Source organism: uncultured Campylobacter sp., assembly GCF_938045595.1.
Taxonomy (GTDB): Bacteria; Campylobacterota; Campylobacteria; order Campylobacterales; family Campylobacteraceae; genus Campylobacter_B.
This window is the reverse complement of record NZ_CALIBB010000058.1, coordinates 1-1143: the sequence shown is the minus strand read 5'-3', so window position 1 is coordinate 1143 and position 1143 is coordinate 1. Positions and strand designations below refer to the sequence as shown.

General features: G+C 36.0%; 1 protein-coding gene. It reads left to right on the top strand.

Features of this window, described 5'->3' with window-relative positions; genetic code table 11:
- Positions 1–260 precede the first annotated feature (260 nt).
- Positions 261–1073, top strand: a complete 813-nt coding sequence (locus tag Q0340_RS02305; RefSeq protein ID WP_298081997.1) for a hypothetical protein — start codon at positions 261–263, stop codon at positions 1071–1073.
- Positions 1074–1143: the final 70 nt, after the last annotated feature.

Genomic DNA, 1143 nt, shown 5'->3' with positions numbered 1-1143 from the left:
CGCTTTGTCTATGTCCCGCTGGCGCTACTTTTATGCATAATCGCGCTTAATATGCATATTTCGTTTTAAACTCATCGCGTTGCATTTATGAAAATGCAACGACTGGCAAGATACGGCAAAGAAGGCGAAATAGGGTAGAATTTTAAAATTCTACCTAATAACGAACTTAAAAATTTAAATGGTCAAAACGACTTTAAATTTTAATACGTTATGAGAATAAAGCGTTATAACGTGCCAAAATTTTACAAAATAGGGGATTTATGAGAGATTACGATAAAGAGCCATTGATCATAAACGATTACACCGTCTATCATGTATTTTCCTGGAGCATATTTACTTGCATATTGGGTTTTTCGCTTTTGGGTTATGATCTGATTACGACTGGCACTACGGGAAAATTTAGCGCTTTCGGTATCGTTTCTTTAATTTTTGTGACATATTCTTTCATACGGCTAAGAATTTCGGCGGAGCAAAATTTTTCTAAAAATCCGAGCTATTTTTATTTTTCAAACAGCCTGATCCGCTACGTCGAAAATATAGATATGAAAGATAGCATAATTTCCGAAACCAAAATAGCCCCCGATCCGTCCGCAAATATATCTAGCGTTCATTTCTGCGTAGTATGCGAACTAGAAAACTCTTACGGCAGGTTCCATTATTTAAGCTCGTATGAGTTATATAGATATTCAAGCATAGGCGTTCATATAGGCAAACTTGCTCTTTATATAAAGCATCTAATGCTATATTTAATATTTGCTCTGCCGTATAAAATTTACAAGCTCAAAAAGAGCTCGGAGCCCCTTTGGCTGTTAAAAAGAAATTTTGTCGTTAAATTTAACAACAGAAATTACTTTTTAATAAATGCCGTATCTACAAAAGAGTATTATGAGCTGCTGCAATATTTCAAGGCGCTAAACGTAAAAATAGAAGATCGGACCGACTTTATACCGCAGGCTCAAAACAGCGGCTATTTCACCGATAAAAACGAAATTTACAGCGACGATTTTAGCGATACGCAAATTCCGAAGAAAAATTTTAAATGGAAGCTTAGGCGGTTTTTTAGTTTGGATTGAAATTCTAGCCCAAACGGCAAGTTCTTAAATTTAGCGAGAATTTCACGAGCAAATAGGGCGAAGCGGGGCA